The organism is Microbacterium allomyrinae, from assembly GCF_020682705.1.
Classification (GTDB): Bacteria; Actinomycetota; Actinomycetes; order Actinomycetales; family Microbacteriaceae; genus Microbacterium; species Microbacterium allomyrinae.
Genome location: NZ_JAGTTN010000006.1, coordinates 96,328 through 111,193 on the forward strand (window position 1 = coordinate 96,328; position 14,866 = coordinate 111,193).

The 14,866-nt window shown below is 70.6% G+C and carries 15 protein-coding genes; 8 read left to right on the forward strand and 7 right to left on the reverse strand.

The annotated features are described in order from the left end of the window. Positions 1-18: 18 nt before the first annotated feature. Positions 19-1,677, reverse strand: coding sequence for an ABC transporter substrate-binding protein (locus tag KEC57_RS15735; protein ID WP_229385638.1), 1,659 nt, complete (start codon positions 1,675-1,677; stop codon positions 19-21). Between the two features lie 255 nt (positions 1,678-1,932). Between KEC57_RS15735 and KEC57_RS15740 the strand changes: the two genes are divergently transcribed. The 3 genes from KEC57_RS15740 to KEC57_RS15750 all read left to right on the forward strand — a co-directional run bounded on the left by KEC57_RS15740 (position 1,933) and on the right by KEC57_RS15750 (position 4,081). Further along, positions 1,933-2,796 (forward strand): spermidine synthase, encoded by an 864-nt coding sequence (locus tag KEC57_RS15740; RefSeq protein WP_229385639.1) that lies wholly within the window; start codon positions 1,933-1,935, stop codon positions 2,794-2,796. 116 nt (positions 2,797-2,912) lie between these two features. Further along, on the forward strand, positions 2,913-3,500 hold the full coding sequence (locus KEC57_RS15745; protein ID WP_229385640.1) for a hypothetical protein: 588 nt from the start codon (positions 2,913-2,915) through the stop codon (positions 3,498-3,500). Positions 3,501-3,592: 92 nt separating this feature from the next. Next, a complete protein-coding gene (locus KEC57_RS15750; RefSeq protein ID WP_229385641.1) occupies positions 3,593-4,081 on the forward strand; it encodes a SprT-like domain-containing protein in 489 nt (162 codons plus the stop codon). An 8-nt stretch (positions 4,082-4,089) separates the two neighbouring features. Here KEC57_RS15750 and KEC57_RS15755 read toward each other — a convergent pair whose 3' ends face one another. Then, entirely contained in the window at positions 4,090-4,806 is a 717-nt protein-coding gene (locus tag KEC57_RS15755; RefSeq protein WP_229385642.1) for a 2-phosphosulfolactate phosphatase, read from the reverse strand. Between the two features lie 164 nt (positions 4,807-4,970). On the opposite strand from KEC57_RS15755, the gene KEC57_RS15760 reads away from it, so the two are divergent. Further along, complete coding sequence (locus KEC57_RS15760) at positions 4,971-5,672, forward strand: hypothetical protein (RefSeq protein WP_229385643.1); 702 nt, start codon at positions 4,971-4,973, stop codon at positions 5,670-5,672. Position 5,673: 1 nt separating this feature from the next. Then, on the forward strand, positions 5,674-6,186 hold the full coding sequence (locus KEC57_RS15765; protein ID WP_229385644.1) for a GNAT family N-acetyltransferase: 513 nt from the start codon (positions 5,674-5,676) through the stop codon (positions 6,184-6,186). On the opposite strand, the gene KEC57_RS15770 is transcribed toward KEC57_RS15765, so the two are convergent. The 3 genes from KEC57_RS15770 to KEC57_RS15780 all read right to left on the reverse strand — a co-directional run bounded on the left by KEC57_RS15770 (position 6,170) and on the right by KEC57_RS15780 (position 9,274). Continuing rightward, on the reverse strand, positions 6,170-6,763 hold the full coding sequence (locus KEC57_RS15770) for an NADPH-dependent FMN reductase (RefSeq protein WP_229385645.1): 594 nt from the start codon (positions 6,761-6,763) through the stop codon (positions 6,170-6,172). The two genes, KEC57_RS15765 and KEC57_RS15770, sit on opposite strands and share 17 nt — an antisense overlap. Positions 6,764-6,875: 112 nt before the next feature. Further along, positions 6,876-8,258 (reverse strand): ABC transporter permease, encoded by a 1,383-nt coding sequence (locus tag KEC57_RS15775; RefSeq protein ID WP_229385754.1) that lies wholly within the window; start codon positions 8,256-8,258, stop codon positions 6,876-6,878. A 188-nt stretch (positions 8,259-8,446) separates the two neighbouring features. Then, complete coding sequence (locus tag KEC57_RS15780) at positions 8,447-9,274, reverse strand: ABC transporter ATP-binding protein (RefSeq protein WP_229385646.1); 828 nt, start codon at positions 9,272-9,274, stop codon at positions 8,447-8,449. 138 nt (positions 9,275-9,412) lie between these two features. Between KEC57_RS15780 and KEC57_RS15785 the strand changes: the two genes are divergently transcribed. Further along, positions 9,413-10,105, forward strand: a complete 693-nt coding sequence (locus tag KEC57_RS15785) for a hemerythrin domain-containing protein (protein WP_229385647.1) — start codon at positions 9,413-9,415, stop codon at positions 10,103-10,105. Positions 10,106-10,220: 115 nt separating this feature from the next. On the opposite strand, the gene KEC57_RS15790 is transcribed toward KEC57_RS15785, so the two are convergent. Together KEC57_RS15790 and KEC57_RS15795 are read right to left on the reverse strand one after the other, a co-directional pair. Beyond that, positions 10,221-10,859, reverse strand: coding sequence for a response regulator (locus KEC57_RS15790; RefSeq protein ID WP_308187611.1), 639 nt, complete (start codon positions 10,857-10,859; stop codon positions 10,221-10,223). A gap of 123 nt (positions 10,860-10,982) precedes the next feature. After that, positions 10,983-12,302, reverse strand: coding sequence for a sensor histidine kinase (locus KEC57_RS15795; RefSeq protein WP_229385648.1), 1,320 nt, complete (start codon positions 12,300-12,302; stop codon positions 10,983-10,985). Between the two features lie 272 nt (positions 12,303-12,574). Between KEC57_RS15795 and KEC57_RS15800 the strand changes: the two genes are divergently transcribed. Continuing rightward, positions 12,575-13,423 carry a nitrilase-related carbon-nitrogen hydrolase gene (locus tag KEC57_RS15800; RefSeq protein ID WP_229385649.1) on the forward strand — a complete coding sequence of 283 codons (849 nt, stop codon included), beginning with the start codon at positions 12,575-12,577 and terminating at the stop codon, positions 13,421-13,423. Next, entirely contained in the window at positions 13,420-14,853 is a 1,434-nt protein-coding gene (gene hydA, locus KEC57_RS15805; protein ID WP_229385650.1) for a dihydropyrimidinase, read from the forward strand. Before KEC57_RS15800 ends, hydA begins: the two co-directional genes overlap by 4 nt. Positions 14,854-14,866: the final 13 nt, after the last annotated feature.

Here is a 14,866-nt window from a genome sequence, read left to right on the forward strand (position 1 = left end):
ATCCGTCGATTCAGCGTGTCACTCGCTGAGCTCGACCATGTTGTAGACCTCGTCCTGCACGGGGCTTGCCGGGTAGAACGTGACGCGCGAGTCGAACGCGAGCGTCGGGACCGGGTGCGCCAGCGGCACGCCGGGCAGGAACTCCATGATCTGCTCGTTCACCGCCTCGTACGCCGCGGTCTGCTCCTCTTCGGTGGCGAGGCCGCGCGCGGCGCTCAATGCGTCGAAGAGCTCGGTGTTGTCGAAGCCCCACTCGTTCGTCGGCAGTCCGAAGAACGTGCCGACGAAGTTGTCGGGGTCGTTGTAGTCGCCCGTCCAGCCCAGCAGGTGGATGCCGTGATCCGCGCCGCCCTGGATGAGGTCCAGGTACTCGACCCACTCGTTCGTGACCGGGTTGAGCACGATTCCGACGGCCTCCAGCTGACTGGCGAGGTTCGTGAAGATCTGCTCGGGGTTCGGCATGTACGGCCGCGAGATGTTCACCGGGTAGTTGAAGGTGATCGTCAGCGGGTTCGCGTCGGTGTAGCCGGCTTCGGCCAGAAGCGCCTTGGCGGCGTCGGGGTCGTAGTCGTACTCGGTGACGCCGTCGTTCCAGCCGATGACGGTGTCGGGCATGAACTGCGTCGCCGCCTCCGTGCCCTCGGGCAGGATCTGCGCGATGAGCGCGTCCTTGTCGATCGCGTGCGCGATCGCCTGACGCACCTTGATGTCGGACAGCCCGGGTGCGGCCTGGTTCATGCCCAGGTACAGGACGTTGAACGGCGCACGGTTGACCAGCGAGAAGCCGGCGTCTTCGAGCGAGGTCAGGTCGGCGGGTGCGACGAGGTCGTAGCCGTCGATGCTGCCGGCCTCCAGCGCCTGACGGCGGGCCGTCGTGTCGCCGATGACGCGGAAGATGATCTCTTCCACGACACCCTGCTCGCCCCAGTAGTCGGGGTTGGCCGTGAGGATCGTCTGCTCACCGGGAGAGATCGAGTCGAACACGAACGGGCCGGTGCCGGTGGGGTGCTCCTGGCCGTACTCGCTCTGCACGGGAGCCTCTTCGGTTCCGCCGATGTCGTCGGCGCCGTACTCCTCGAGGGCTGTCGGGCTCTGGATCGAGAAGGACGGCAGCGAGAGGGCGGGGATGAATCCCGCGAACGGCTGCTTGAGCGTGATGGTGGCCTGGTAGTCGCTGTCGGCGGTGCAGGAGTCGTAGATCGACTCGTCGCCGAAGCCGCGCATGATGACGCCCCAGTAGTACGCCATGCTCTGCGAGGCGGCGACGCCGGTGAACGCGTTCTGCCGGTCGAAGTTGAAGCAGACGGCCTCGGCGTTGAAGTCGGTGCCGTCGTGGAACGTGACGCCTTCTTCGAGCGTGAACACGTAGGTGGTGTCGTCCGGCTGCTCCCAGCTCGACGCGAGGAGGGGCGCGGGGTCGGCGGTGCCGGGCACGGTGCCGACCAGGCCCTCGAACATCTGGCGTGCGACCCGGAACGTCTCGCCGTCGCTCGCGAAGGCGGGGTCGAGGCTGGCCGGGTCTCCGGACGCGCCGAACACGAACGTCGTGTCGACGTCGCTCGGCGCCTCGGTGCCGCCGCCTTCGTCGCGCTGACTGGCACAGGCGGTGAGAACGAGCGCCCCGACGGCGATCGCCGCGGCGCCGGTGAGCCAGCGCCTCTTCGAAATGTGGAGCATGTGCTGTGCACCTTCCATATCGTGTGGGCCTTGCTGCACGTCATCGTGGAGCCAGGTGCGCTCAGCCCTCAGCGGGGTGTGATGCCTTGACGCTACCGGCGCAGGGCCGCACCGACGGTTACACCTGTGTCTCGATTGTGTTTCGACCCGTCCGGATGCCGATTGCTCAGCGATCTGCGCGACGCCGGCGCTGATGCGGGGGCAGAAGTGTCAACCCGGCCTCGCCGGATGCCCCGGTGCCGATAGCGTTGAGCCATGGCGCGGACACGGGGCGAGACACCGGTGCCCACCGCCCGTCTGTCGGACGGGACGCTCGCGCGGATCGTCCCTTCGAGCTTCGGCGGCGGCTGGGAGCTGGACGTCGACGGCACCCCCCAGTCGCACGTGGATCTGGACGATCCCACCCACCTCCACTTCGAATACATCGCCCGCATGGGCGCGGTGATCGACCGGCTCCGGATGCCGCGCCAGCCCTTGACCGCGATCCACCTCGGCGCCGGCGCCCTGACCATCCCGCGCTACGTCGAGGCGACCCGGCCGGGTTCGCGCCAGCAGGTCGTCGAGCTCGAGCCCGCGCTGTGGGACCTCGTGCGGGAGAACCTCCCCCTGCCCCGCGGCGCGACGATCCGGGTCAGGATCGGCGACGCCCGCGAAGGACTCGGACGCCTGCCGGCCGGGCTCGTCGGCGCCGCGGACCTCGTCGTGTCGGACGTCTACTCGGGCGCCCAGACGCCCGCGCACCTGACCACCGTCGAGTTCTTCACCGAGGCGGCGCGGTTCCTCGCGCCGGACGGCGTGCTCCTGGTAAATGTCGCCGACGGCGCCGGCCTGGCGTTCGCCCGGCGCGAAGTCGCGACCGTGTCGGCGGTGCTCGAGCACGTCATCGTGCTCGCCGAGGTGCAGACCCTCAAGGGCCGCCGCTTCGGCAACCTCGTGATCGCCGCATCGCGGGCACCCCTTCCGACCGAGTGGCTGCCCCGGCTCATGGCCGCCGGTCCTCATCCTGCGAAGGTCGCCGAGGGGCGCGAAGTCGTCGAGTTCATCCGCGGCACGAGGGTCGCCACCGACGCCGATGCGACGGCCTCGCCCAAGCCCTCGGCATCCGTGTTCGATCGCTGACGGATGCCGGCGCGCCCGGCGCGTGCGTCACGACCGGCGTGGCACGCCGCACCCCCATTCGCGGCGGGGCACACTGGATGAGCGGTCCCGGGCAGCGCGGGCGAAGGGAGTCAACAGTGAGCTATATCCGCGGGTACGACCCCGACACACTGCGCGAGCAGGTCGACGCCCGACAGTGCCGCGAGCGCCTCGAAGAGATCGGCGATCAGCGGAGCCTCCCGGCCCTGCTGGAGCGAGTCTGGCTGTTGAAGGTGCTGGAGCGCCCCGACGATGCGATCGGCATCTCGGAGCAGTCCGTGAGGGTCGCCCGCATGGCCGGCACCCGCCGGGATCTGCTGCGTGCGCGCATCCTCCACGCCACGATCCTGCAGGCGCGCGGCGCGTACGCTGCCGCCGATCAGGAGCTCACCACCTGCGCCGAAGAGGCCGAGGGTCAGGGATGGGCCGGCATCGCGGCATTCGCCTACCAGCACCGCGGCAAGGTCAACTTCGACGACGGCGATTTCGAGGGCGCCCGTCGCGACTTCAAGCGCGCCCTGTTCCTGCGCCAGGAATCCGGCGCGACCGATGAGCAGCTCGAGTCGACACTGCTGGCCATCGACGCCGCAGACCGGCGCCGAGCCGCGGCTGGGCCCCCGCACCCCGAGGCTCGGGACGACGCGCTCGCGGCGTCTGGAGTGGGCGCAGGGACCGTAGCGAGTTGAACGGGGCGCGACGCGGCGATTCGATCGGCTGCGGAGAGGACTCGCCCGCGTTCTTGCCGCCAGTGTCGTAGATACGTTCTAGTCTCACCATCATGTCGGAACTTCACCGCGTGCGGCACTGGGCCGATGCCCTCATCGCCGCCCACCTCGACCCCTCGTGGACGTTCGCGTTCGACAACGCGAAGCGCCGCGCGGGGCTGTGCGACTACACGCACAAGCGCATCAGCCTGTCGCGCTACCTCACGGCGCGGTACGACGACGACACGAACCATCAGACTCTCCTGCACGAAGTGGCCCACGCGCTCGCCGGCGCCGGCGCAGGTCACGGCCCGAAGTGGAAGGCCGTCGCGCGCGAGCTCGGCTACGTCGGCGGCACCACCCACCACGGCGAGACCGCCACAGAGCTCGCTCCTTGGATCGGAGTGTGCCCCGCCGGGCACATCGCCTACCGTCATCGCAAGGCCACCCGCCCCACGTCGTGTGCGAAGTGCGCGCCCCGATTCGACGAGCGCCACGCCTTCGTCTGGACGCGTCGCGAGATCACTCCCGCCGCCCGTCTGGCGGCACTGACCCCGCGGTAGCAGCCCGCTCAGTACGCGACGAAGACTCCGTCGCGCAGGACCGGGACGATGGATGCCGCATCCACCTCGGCAGCGGCGAGCACCTCGTCGCGCATGCCTCGGTCGAGCAGCTCCTGACCCGACCCGCTCGCGGTGAGCAGGTGCCGCAGAGCGCCGCGGAGCCCGCGGAACGCCTCGCCCGCGGCGGCAGCCTCGGGCGAGGTGTGGTCGATGCCCAGGGCACCGAGTGCGTCGATGATCGCGCCCGCCCCGAGGTGATCCTCGACGGCGAATCGGAGCGCCACGCCATCCGATCCCCGAGCCTGTCGAACCGCGCTCCCCGTGAGCTCGCCCGCGGCGATGATCGCGACGCTCGTGCGTGCACCTCTACGCTCCTGCTCGGCGAGCACGGCGCGCGCCACCGCCGACGCGTTGCGCAGGCAGCCGAGCATGACGACCCCTCCGGTCGAGGCGGCCGCGGCGGCGACGGCGGCGCCGTTCAGCGACACCGCATGCGCGGAGGCATCGAGAGGCACACCCGCGGCGGCTCCGACCCTGGCTCCGCCCTCGACGCCATCCCCTCGCGGCGCCTCGCTGTTCGCTTCGAGGGCGTCGGTCACGGTCGTCGAGAAGCGCAGCACGTCGACGACGACGACGATCTCGGCGGGCGCGAGAGCTGCCAGCCCCGACGCACCCCACTCGTGGCGGACCTGATATCGCCGCTGGTCGAACGGGCTCTCGGGCATCGCTCCAGCGTACGTCGCGGCATCCGTCGTCTATCTCCGCCGTGGCGCGCTCCTCCAGGCGAACTCCCCAGTTCACTTCATGTGCTCTCGCCGAGCGCACACCTCGCGAACGCGCCGGACGTGTGCGTTCGGTGAGAGCACATGAAGTGGCCGGTCAGGAACGGATGCCGGTGCAACACTGGAGCATGCGGATCCTGCTGAAGCTCGTGATCGACTGCGACCCGGACGCCGCGTGGCGCGCAGTGCACTCCCCGCGCGCGGTCGCCGAGCTGTATGGACCGCTCCTCGACCTCGAGCCCCTCGTGCCGAACGGGCTGCCGACGGCGTGGAGTCCGGGCGACGACGTGCCCGTGCAGCTGTCGGCACTGGGCGTCGTGCCCATGGGGCGCCAGCTCATCCACATGAGCGAGCGCCACCTGGACGAATCCGCGGGCGGGGTGCGGATCTTCCGCGACAGCGGCATTCCGCTGACCGGTCCGCTCGCCAGCCTCGACGTGTGGGATCACCAGATGGCGATCTCCGCCGCGCCGGGCGAGCCGGGCAAGACGCTGTGGCGCGACCGGCTCGTGATCGGCGGCCCCACCGCCCTGGCACTCTGGCCCGTGCTGTGGGGCATGTGGCAGTGGCGTGGCGCGCGCATCCGAGCGCTCGCCCCGACCTGGGCGCACGACCCCGAGCCCACCGAACCCGAGCCCGCCGTCTCCGAGCCGGCCACCCCCGAGCGGGCCACCCCCGAGCCGAGCGCAACGGGGTCGACGACATCCGAGCCCGCTACCCCCGGACTAAGCGCGACCCGATCGAGGAGGTCCGGGTCGAAGCCACTCGAGCCCACCACCGACGTCACTCCCTCCACGCCCGATGAGTGACGTGGTCGTCCGGATCGCGACGGTCGACGACGCTCCCGCGATCGCGCGGGTGCATGTGCAGGTCTGGCGCGAGACGTATACGGACAAACTGCCCGCCCCGATCGTGAAAGGGCGCCCGGTCGCAGAGCGGGCGGCGGCGCTGCGGCGCCTGATCGCGGGTGAGAGTGCGCTGGGTCCGCAGACGATCTGGGTCGCCGAGCGGGCCGGTGTCGTCATCGGCTTCGCCTGGGCGGGCGACTCCCGCGATGCCGACAGACCGACCGATGCCGAGTTGTACGCGATCAACGTCGTGCAGGCGCATCACGGCACGGGCGCGGGGCAGCTGCTGCTCAGCGCCTCAGTGGGCGACGGGCCGGCGTCGCTGTGGATGCTCGAGGACAACCCGCGCGCCCGCGCGTTCTACGAGCGCAACGGCTTCGTGGCCGACGGCACCACGAAGGTCGACGAACAGCTCGGCGACGCGCGTGAGATCCGCCTCGTGCGCACGGAGCCGCGCGTCACGGCCGGGGGATGACGGTGAGCACGCGCGCGGTGTACTCCAGGAACTTCGCCATGAAGGTCCGCAGGAACCCCTCGGTCGCCGGGACCGTGACCTCGCCGTCGGCCTCGATCAGTCCCGGCGTGAAGTGGATGTAGGCCTCGGGCGTCGTCATCTGCCGCGCGTTGAGGAAGCTCAGGGTCGCGCGCAGCGACTGCTGGCCGACCGCCGTCCCGATCTGACCGGGTGAGGCGCCGATGACGGCCGTCGGCTTGTCGGACCACGCGTTCTGGCCCCACGGACGGCTGCCCCAGTCGATCGCGTTCTTCAGAGCACCCGGGATCGAGCGGTTGTACTCGGGCGTGACGAACAGCACCGCGTCGGCCGAGCGCACCGCCGCCTTGAAGTCGAGGGCCGTCTGCGGGTAGTCCGCGTCGAGGTCGCGGTCGTACAGCGGCAGGTCGGCGTACGAGATCTCGAAGAACTCGAACTCGGGCGGTGCGACGCGCTCCAGCGCCGTCGCCAGACGCCGGTTGATGGACTCGCGCGACAGGCTCCCGATGATGACGCCGACGCGATAGGGGGGCTCGTGCTCCACGATCTCGATCTGCATGCCTTCAGCCTGCACCTCCCTCGCGGAACCCGCCACCGGTCGGGCCGTCCACGCCCACCACGACGAGCGGATGCCGCCGCGCGAAGCCTGCGCGGCGGCATCCGCTCGTCTGTCAGTCGGCGAGCGCCTCGACCGGTGCGACGCGCGTCGCGAGGCGGGTCGGCACCACGGCCGCGATCAGGGTCAGCACCGCCGTCGCCACCACGATGATCGCCACCGGGACCCACGGCACGGCCGGTGCGACGAGGGTCGGCGCCGAGAACGCCGGCGGCACGGGCACGGCTCCGAGCAGCGACTGCGCCCCCGCCCAGCCGTAGACGACGCCGAGCACGAGCCCGGTCACGGTCGCGGTGATCGTGATGTGCGCCGCCTCGAGCAGCACCATGCGCCGCACCTGGCCGGTCGAGACGCCGAGCGCGCGCAGCAGCCCCAGCTCGCGACGCCGCTGCACCACGCCGATCGTGAGCAGGTTCACGAGGCCGACGGCGGCGATCACCGCAGACACCGCCACGAGACCCATCATGATTCCGGCGAAGGTGTCCATCAGGGTCGTCAGGTCCGCCGGCAGCGGGCCGTCGGCCGAGGCCGCGAAGACGGCTTTCACCGTCTCGAGCGCCACGGCGAACATCGTCACCAGGGTGACGCCCATCACCACTCCGATCGCCATGCGACTGGATCGCTCGGGATAGCGCAGGGCGTTCTCGGCGGCCAGGCGCGCCGTCGCCGAGCGGCCGAACATCCGCCCGACGAGCCGCAGCACCGGCGGCATGACCAGTGTCGCGCCGAGCGCCAGCCCGGTGAACGACAGGATGCCGCCGAAGAACGCGACGATCACGCCCAGGGGCGACACGAGTCCGAGGCCGATCCCACCCGCGAGCAGCGCTCCGCCGGTGGCGAAGAGCGCGATCGCACCCCCGTTGCGCACGCCGCGCCGGGAGAAGGCGTCGTGGGGCGCTTCGACCGAGCCGCCGAGCGCCTGCAGCGGTGTGACCGTCAGCACGCGCCGAGAGCCCGCCCAGGCCGCGGCCCACGTGGTGAGCGCGACGACCGCGGCCGGCACCAGGAGCACCGGCTGGACGACGGCGTACTCCACGCCCTCGATTCCGAGCAGCTGCGCGGCGAGCGCGACGCCTGCTCCGGCCGCGAGGGTTCCGGCGACGAGTCCCAGCACCGCTCCGATCACTCCGACGATGAGGCCCTGGCGCGCGATCTCGGCGCGCTGCGACCGCGCCGAGGCGCCGATCAGCCGCAGGAGCGCGATGCGCCGAGTACGCCCGGCCACTACGGTGGCGAAGGTGTTCGCCGTGACGATCGAGGCGACGTATACGGCCACGCCGACCAGCAGGAAGCTCATGATCGCGAGCACCGCGGCGAGCAGCTCGCTCTCGCCGATGTACGGATCCGCACGCAGCAGCGCCGCGATGAAGCCGGTGGCGCTCAGCAGCAGCGCGCCGAAGGCGCTCGAGATCGCCGCCACGAGGATGCTCGCCCCCATCCCGCGCTCCCGGAGCCACGCACGTCGCGAGGGCACGCGCTGCACTCCCGCGGCGACAGCCGAGTCGGGGCGGCGCTCCCCCGCGGCGAGCTGTCGGTCCACGGCTCCGCCGCCCGCACCGTGCCGCGGGGCAGCGATCCGGGAGCCCTGCTGCGGCGAGGCCGTTCGTGTCGTCGATGGCTCGGCGCTCATGAGGTCGCTCCCACCACGGCGCCTGCCGGCTCGGAGGCACCCGGCTCGGAGGCGCCCGGTCCGCCCGCGCCCAGCTCGGAGGCGAGCATGTACGCCGAGATCTCCTCGGGACTCTGCCGGGGCTTGTCGGCGACGATCCGTCCGTCACCGAGGAAGAGCACGCGGTCGGCGTGAGAGGCGGCGACGGGGTCGTGCGTGACCATGGCGATGGACTGACCGTGGTCGCGGCTGGCCGCCGCGAGAAGACCCAGCACCTCGCGCCCGCTGCGCGAATCGAGATTGCCCGTGGGCTCGTCGGCGAACACGAGATCGGGAGCGGTGGCGAGGGCGCGCGCGATCGCGACGCGCTGCTGCTGCCCGCCCGACAGCTGGTGGGGCCGGTGACCGATGCGCGACGCCAGTCCGAGGGTGTCGACGAGCCCGTCGATGCGCGAACGCTCCAGTGCGGACGGACGGCGGCCGTCGAGGTCGAACGGGAGCAGGATGTTGCCGATCGCGTCGAGGGTGGGCACCAGATTGAAGGCCTGGAACACGAAGCCCACGCGTCGGCGACGCAGGATCGTGAGCTCGAGGTCGGACAGTTCCGTGATGTCGGTGTCGCCGATCCACGCCCGCCCGCCCGTCGGCGCGTCGAGGCCCGCCATGATGTGCATGAGCGTGGACTTGCCCGACCCCGACGGCCCCATGATCGCGGTGAACTCGCCACGGCGGATGCCGACGCTGACGCCATCGAGCGCCCGCACCGTGCTCTCCCCGGTTCCGTAGGTCTTGGTGAGCTGCTGCACCCGGGCGGCGAGGCCCAAGTCGGTCGATGAGATCTCCATGCCATCGACGCTATGGATCGGCCCGTCCTGTCCGCGTCGGCCGGGAGAGGCATCCGTCTACATCGCGAGGATGATCCCTTCCGGCCGGAGCCCGGCGGGACTATCGTCTCGACAGACCCACGAAGACGAGGAGTCGCCATGTCCGCCACGCCCCTGCCCTCGAGCGGCGAGCCGCCGCGGTCGGGTCCGAAGACCTGCGATGCGAGCGGGATGGTCGAGATCCATCGCCTCTTCCGGCGCGGTTTCGGTGAGGGTCCGCTGCTCGTCCGGCTGGTGGCCGAAGGCGACATCCCGCACGCCCATGCCGTCGCGACGCAGCTCGAGACGATGTCGCTCGGACTCCACGCCCACCACGAGGGCGAGGACGAGCGACTGTGGGATGCTCTCGACGAGCGTGCGCCGTCGTGCGGGGAGCATGTCGCGCGGATGAAGGCCCAGCACGCCGAGCTGCTCGTGCACCTGACCGCCTTGGATCTCGCACTGCCCGCCTGGCGGGCGACGGCGAAGGCGACGGATGCCGCACCCGTCCTGGCCGCGCTCGACGGGGTGAACGCGGCGATCGCGGTGCATCTGCCCGACGAGGAGACGAACATCGTCCCGGTGATGGAGTACACGATCACCGAGGCCGAGGTGAAGTGGTACGCCGAGCACGGGCGCCGCTCGATCCCGAAGGGGCAGACCTGGCAGCAGCTGGGCGAGATCCTGGCCTCGCAGCCCGATGGCGGAGACGAGTGGCTCCACAAGCACATGCCCGCCCCGGCACGGCTGGCATGGCGGTTCGTCGGACGACGCACGTACGCCCGCCACCGCGCTGCGCTCGAAGGCGGCTGAGCGCCGCGCGCGCCACCGCGGCGCACGTCGCCTGGTGAGACCGGGGATTCTCGCCGAACCCTGGGGCATCGTCCTCGGGTTCGAGCAGAATCCCCTGGTTCGATGCGAACGGCGCCTACGCCAGCCCATGCTCGAAGGCGAAGACGACGAGCTGCACGCGGTCGCGCAGGCCCAGCTTCGCGAGAATGCGGCTGATGTGCGTCTTCACCGTCGCCTCCGACAGGAACTCGCGCGCTGCGATCTCGGCGTTGGAGAGCCCCCGCGCGGCGAGCGCGAAGATCTCCCGCTCGCGCTCGGTCAGAGCGTCGTAGGCCGGCGGGACGGGCCGAGGCGCGGCATCCGCGAATCTCTCGAACAGCTCACGGGTGGCGGATGCCGCGATCACGGCCGACCCCGCGTGCACGGTGCGGATCGCGGCGAGCAGGAACTCGGGGTCGGCGTCCTTGAGCAGGAATCCGCTGGCGCCCTGCCGGATCGCGCGGGCGGCGGCTTCGTCGAGATCGAAGGTGGTGAGCATCACGATGCGCGGCGGCTGGGCATCGGTGAGCAGCTCCGCGGTCGCGGCGAGGCCGTCCATGACGGGCATGCGGATGTCCATGAGCACCACGTCGGGCCGGGTCGCGCGCACGACGGCGAGCGCCTCGAGACCATCGGATGCCTCGGCCACGACCTCGAGATCGGGCTGCGAGTCGACGAGCATGCGGATGCCGGCGCGAAACAGCGCCTGGTCGTCGACGAGCGCGACGCGGATCACGGGGTCTCCTCCGATCGGTTTCGAGGATTCAGGAAGAACGCCGCGCCATGGGGCCGCACAGCTCTGTTCATCGTCGTCTCTCCTGAATGCTCGACGCTCTGACCGATTCTCTCCGCTCAGCCGTCACCGCAGGCCTCCGATGGGGAGGGTGGCCCGGACGATGAACGAGCCGCCGGTGCCGGCGTCCGGCTCGGCGCCCGCCTCGAGCCGGCCGCCGACGAGCTGCGCGCGCTCGCGCATCCCGATGAGCCCGTGCCCCCTCTGCGGGGCCCCGCCCTGCGGATGCCCGCCCTGCGACTGCCCGCTCTGCTCACCCGTGGTGATGCGCGGCTCGGGCTGTACCGCGCCCGCAGGGTGCCGCGGGCCAGCGACGGGGAGCGGGTTGCGCACCGACACGTCGACGCGGTCGGGGTGCCACGACAGGCGCACATCGACCGGGCGGCCCGCCTCGCCGTGGCGCAGGGCGTTGGTGAGGGCCTCCTGGAGGATCCGGTAGACGGCGAGCTGCACGGCTGCCGGCGGCTCGCCCGGCGGCACCGGGTCGACGTCGACCCGCAGCTGCACACCGGCGGCGCGCACCTGCGCGTACAGCCCTTCGAGATCGGCGATCGTCGGCTGCGGACCGGCAGCCTGACTATGGCGCAACTGCGTCAGCAGCAGACGCACGTCGGCGAGCGCCGAACGCGCCGTGGTCGAGATCGTCCCGAGCGCCGTCGCGGCGAGCGCGGGATCGGCGGGGGACGCCGGGCCTGCGGTCTGCGCGGCTGCCAGCGCATAGCGCGCGCCGTCGGCCTGCGCGATCACGACCGCGAGCGAGTGCGCCACGACATCGTGCATGTCCCGCGCGATCCGCACCCGCTCCTGCTCGGCCGCCGCCTCGGATTCGGCGCGCTCCTGGGCCGCGCGGTTCTCCCTCGCCCGAACCGCGCTGCGCACGAGAGCGCCGACCGTCCACGACAGCCCGAGCGCGAACACCGCGGCGACGAGCATGACGAGCGCGAGAGGAAGGGTCTGCCACGAGAGCCCGCCGCCGGCGAACACCGGACCGGCCATGAGGTAGACCGTGATGACGAGCGCACCCCCCAGCGCCGAGCCGAACCCGGCCCAGTAGACCCGCGCCGAGCCGTAGGCGGCGGTGGCGTACAGCACGGCGAAGATCGCGACGTCGGCAAGACTCGGCGGCCTGCCGAGCCCGACCTGCAGCAGCGCCGCCGCCCAGGCGAGCCCGAGCGCCAGCGCGGGCGAGAGCCGGCGCACCGCGAGCGCGCCGCTGAACAGCACCACGATGACGACGGAGGCGAGCTGTGTACCCGAAACGCCGACCGCCGCCTCGGATGTCGTGCCCGCGATCGTGATCAGCTCGACGGGGGCGGCGACGAGGAAGAACGCGCCGGCGAGCACCACGTCGATGACGATCTGGTGGAGTCTGAGCCGGCGGAACACCGTTTCACGGTACGCGAGACCGCGGAAGGCGGCATCCGTCCTGCGATGTAACCCTGCGCTGCGGCATCCGTCCTGCGGTGTATTCGCCGCCTCTGCCCTCCGGCGTGCGGGAGCGGCCATTGCCCCGCACCGTCGCCAGGCTTTACTGTCGCGTCACAGGCCGAAACCGACGGGAAACGTCGTATCGACAGGATCAGGGAGCGGGGCTGCTCCTTCGATCCCACCCCGTCGGTCCCGCCCGAGGGACGATCCGACAGATGGATGGAGACACGATGACGACCGTACGCGCAGCGATCTCGCAGACGACCTGGACGGGAGACAAGGCCTCGATGCTCGACAAGCACGAGGGCTTCGCACGAGATGCCGCAGCGGACGGGGCGCAGGTGATGTGCTTCCAGGAGCTCTTCTACGGGCCCTACTTCGGGATCACGCAGGACAAGAAGTACTACCGCTATGCGGAGCCCGCGGACGGCCCGATCGTGCAGCGGTTCCGGTCGGTCGCGAAGGAGCTCGGCATCGTCATGGTGCTGCCGATCTACGAAGAGGATCAGACCGGCGTCTACTACAACACCGCGGTGCTGGTGGATGCCGATGGCACGGTGCTCGGCAAGTACCGCAAGAACCACATCCCCCACGTGGAGAAGTTCTGGGAGAAGTTCTACTTCCGCCCGGGCAACCTCGGCTATCCCGTCTTCGACTCCGCCGTCGGCAAGGTCGGGATGTACATCTGCTACGACCGGCACTTCCCCGAGGGATGGCGCGAGTACGGCCTGAACGGTGCGCACATCGTGTTCAACCCGAACGCGACCAAGCCCGGGCTCTCCAACCGGCTCTGGGAGGTCGAGGGCCCGGCGGCCGCCGTCGCCAATGGCTATTTCGTGCTCCAGCCCAACCGCGTCGGGCGCGAGGACAACGAGTACGGCGACGAAGCGGTGAACTTCTACGGCACCAGCAACGTGATCGATCCGCGCGGCAACTTCGTCGGCGAACGCGGATCGGGCGAACACGAGGAACTGCTCGTGCGCGACCTCGACATGGACATGGTCCAGCAGATGCGCGACGACTGGCAGTTCTACCGCGACCGTCGCCCCGACACCTACCGGGAGATCGCCCTGCCATGAGCACCACACTGATCACGGGCGGCACCGTCGTCTCGGCGACCGGCCGCGGCGACGCGGACGTCCTCATCGACGGCGAGCGGATCGTCGCCGTGCTGGCGCCGGGCTCCGAGCTTCTCGGGACGGATGTCGCGGCATCCGTCGATACCGTCATCGACGCCACCGGCAAGTACGTCATCCCGGGCGGCATCGACGCGCACACCCACATGGAGCTGCCCTTCGGGGGCACCAGTGCGTCCGACACGTTCGAGACCGGAACCCGCGCCGCCGCCTGGGGCGGCACGACCTCGATCATCGACTTCGCCGTGCAGCGGTACGGCGAGCGCGTGCAGGATGGCCTCGCCGCCTGGCACGAGAAGGCGCGCGGCAACTGCGCGATCGACTACGGCTTCCACCAGATCGTCGGCGGCGTCGATGACGACTCGCTCGCCGCGATGCGGGGACTCCTCGACGAGGGGATCTCCAGCTTCAAGCTCTTCATGGCCTACCCGGGCGTCTTCTACTCCGACGACGCGCAGGTGCTGAAGGCCATGCAGGTGTCGGCCGAGACCGGCCTGCTCACGATGATGCACGCCGAGAACGGGCCCGCGATCGACGTGCTCGCCGCGCAGCTCGCCGAGGCCGGCAAGAAGGCGCCGTACTACCACGGCATCGCGCGCGCCTGGCAGATGGAGGAGGAGGCGACGCATCGCGCGATCATGCTCGCCAACCTCACCGGCGCACCGCTGTACACGGTGCACGTGAGCGCCAAGCAGGCGGTGGACCAGATCGCCTGGGCGCGCGACCAGGGCTGGAACGTCTTCGGCGAGACGTGCCCGCAGTACCTCTACCTGTCGCTCGAGGAGCAGCTCGGCGGATTCAGCGAGGAGTGGGGCCAGTTCGAGGGCGCCAAGTGGGTGTGCTCGACGCCGTTGCGCAGCTCGAAGGACGGCCATCAGCACCACATGTGGCAGGCGCTTCGCACCAACGACATCCAGATGGTCTCGACCGACCACTGCCCGTTCTGCATGAAGGGGCAGAAGGACCTCGGCCTCGACGACTTCCGAGCCATTCCGAACGGCATCGGCTCGGTCGAGCACCGCATGGACCTCATGTACCAGGGCGTCGTGACGGGCAAGATCACCCTCGAGCGGTGGGTGGAGCTCACCTCGACCACCCCGGCGCGGATGTTCGGCCTCTACGGCCGCAAGGGCGTGATCCAGCCCGGCGCCGACGGCGACGTCGTCGTCTACGACCCGCACGGTCACACCAGCATCTCGGCGGCGACGCACCACATGAACATGGATCACTCCGCCTGGGAGGGGTACGAGATCGACGGGCACGTCGACACCGTGATCTCGCGGGGCAAGGTCGTCGTCGACGGGGGGAAGTACCTCGGCTCCAAGGGCGACGGCCACTACCTCAAGCGCGGCCTCTCGCAGTACCTCATCTGACCCTTCGACAGGC

Bases quoted from the DNA above. Each gene is read 5' to 3' on its own strand.
- KEC57_RS15750 (WP_229385641.1), top strand. From the start codon at position 3,593: ATGTCGGAACTTCACCGCGTGCGGCACTGGGCCGATGCCCTCATCGCC.
- KEC57_RS15735 (WP_229385638.1), bottom strand. From the start codon at position 1,677: ATGCTCCACATTTCGAAGAGGCGCTGGCTCACCGGCGCCGCGGCGATC.
- KEC57_RS15800 (WP_229385649.1), top strand. From the start codon at position 12,575: ATGACGACCGTACGCGCAGCGATCTCGCAGACGACCTGGACGGGAGAC.
- KEC57_RS15740 (WP_229385639.1), top strand. From the start codon at position 1,933: ATGGCGCGGACACGGGGCGAGACACCGGTGCCCACCGCCCGTCTGTCG.
- KEC57_RS15785 (WP_229385647.1), top strand. From the start codon at position 9,413: ATGTCCGCCACGCCCCTGCCCTCGAGCGGCGAGCCGCCGCGGTCGGGT.
- KEC57_RS15780 (WP_229385646.1), bottom strand. From the start codon at position 9,274: ATGGAGATCTCATCGACCGACTTGGGCCTCGCCGCCCGGGTGCAGCAG.
- hydA (WP_229385650.1), top strand. From the start codon at position 13,420: ATGAGCACCACACTGATCACGGGCGGCACCGTCGTCTCGGCGACCGGC.
- KEC57_RS15770 (WP_229385645.1), bottom strand. From the start codon at position 6,763: ATGCAGATCGAGATCGTGGAGCACGAGCCCCCCTATCGCGTCGGCGTC.
- KEC57_RS15775 (WP_229385754.1), bottom strand. From the start codon at position 8,258: ATGGGGGCGAGCATCCTCGTGGCGGCGATCTCGAGCGCCTTCGGCGCG.
- KEC57_RS15755 (WP_229385642.1), bottom strand. From the start codon at position 4,806: ATGCCCGAGAGCCCGTTCGACCAGCGGCGATATCAGGTCCGCCACGAG.
- KEC57_RS15760 (WP_229385643.1), top strand. From the start codon at position 4,971: ATGCCGGTGCAACACTGGAGCATGCGGATCCTGCTGAAGCTCGTGATC.